Raw genomic sequence first — 1,631 nt, 5'->3', positions numbered from 1 at the left:
GGCTCAAGACGGGCCCACTGCCCGTTCGTCAGATCCCCACGTCCCACAGGACGTGATCACCAACCAACAAGATCAACTTTCGCAACAGACCCTAGTCGCGGAGATGGGGCGGATAGGGTCGCCGCGTCGCTGGTAGTGGCTGACCAGGGCTCTTGTCTGGTGAAGACGCTGTCACAGTCGTATCGGATGATGACGTCGAGGGTGTGGCGGGGCGTGGACATACCTCCCAGGCCCCCTCCGGGGCCAGATCGAGGTGTCCACCGCTAATCAGTGCCGGTGCCCAGGGTGCTGGTCACATGCCGCTACTACGGGCCGGCTCACCGGGAACTGATGGGCCCGGTGGAACACCGTTCCCACAAGGGGCTGAACGATCGGGCGGAGAATTCACACCAGCCAGCGAGGCAGCGCGAACGCGCCATGGGCCGGGTCAAGCTGGCTTCGAGGATGCACTTTCTTGCGGACGCGAACGCACTGGCGCTCCCCGTCGGCCTCTCAGCCGCCAACGACCCACCATCCCACCAGATAAGACGCGGCAGCCACCCCACACGTGCTGCCTTGGCTCGGTCAACTCTTCGGCTGGAGAGGCAAGGCGAGGCCATCGGGCACCGGTGAGCAGACGATGCGCGAAAACCCGACCGATGGATCGTGATCGCCTTCATCAGTTCGCACCGCTGGCCGGCAACAGCCCTACCCGCAGTCGCCGAATCCCTCACCCGTCCGGGGCACCTGAGCGTCACCTCAAGAAGGCGTGACGCTCTGGTTGGAAAATGCCTCCGAGGAGAGATCGGTGACTGACACAGATGAAGAAACGCGTTTCGAAGGGGTTGCTCACCACAGTGTTCGCGATGGGCACAGTTGGGCTGTGGGGTACTTCGCAGGTCGCAACAGCGGCTCCGGGTGCAACGGACAGGCCGCACACGGTCCGGGGGACATACGAGGCCACTGAACGGGCGAAAGACCACCGCCGCACCGAACCGGCCCAGCGAGCCGCTGGACTTGTTCCACGGCGTACGAATGCTCCTGAGTTGGCGACGCATCCGGCGATGGCCGACGGGCGGGACCAAGATAAGGAAGCGCGGCGGAGGAGGCGGAAAGAGAAAGGCCAGCGAAGGAGCCGGGAAGAGGAAAACCAGCAAATGAAGCAGGAGCCCCGCCAGCAGGTCCACAACCTGGAAAACAGCGTGCTGGGAAAGCAGGAAACCGCCACGCAAAAAAAGGAGAGCGAAGCCGGGCTGAAAGAGTCGCGGACGGCCGACCAAAAGCTGCAGCAGGTCCTGAACAATCGGGTGCAGAAAGAGGTAGAGAACGAGACCAGAAAATCCCAAGGTACGCGCGAGGACGAGGAAGAGAAAGACGAAATGCAAAAAAGGCAGGAGCTGCTGGAACACACGTGTACGGACCCCATCCCCTCCCTGTGCACCGTGAAGCCGTGACGCGCTCTGGTTCCAGGTCTGTGCTCAGCCGAGAGCAGGAACTCCTGCGGAACGTGCTCCACGGCTCGTGAGGTACTTGTGGACGGCGGCCCTCCCTCGGGTCACTGAACCGTTTTCATCCTGTCCTGCTGGGGTGAAGGTGCAGGTCAGCGGGTGTGGGGTGACGAGACGAGGCTCCTGGTCGTTGCGGTGGTGTTC

The 1,631-nt window shown here is 62.9% G+C and carries 1 protein-coding gene and 1 pseudogene; both read left to right on the top strand.

The genetic code is table 11. From position 1 onward, the window contains the following. Positions 1-279: 279 nt before the first annotated feature. A pseudogene (locus ABZ624_RS42995) lies at positions 280-432 on the top strand (IS6 family transposase); the annotation flags it as partial. Between the two features lie 593 nt (positions 433-1,025). Then, positions 1,026-1,433 (top strand): hypothetical protein, encoded by a 408-nt coding sequence (locus ABZ624_RS42990; protein WP_360101206.1) that lies wholly within the window; start codon positions 1,026-1,028, stop codon positions 1,431-1,433. The last annotated feature ends 198 nt before the right edge of the window (positions 1,434-1,631 follow it).

The organism is Streptomyces sp. NPDC007205, assembly GCF_040634095.1.
Lineage (GTDB): Bacteria > Actinomycetota > Actinomycetes > Streptomycetales > Streptomycetaceae > Streptomyces.
This window is presented reverse-complemented; position numbering and strand designations above follow the sequence as displayed.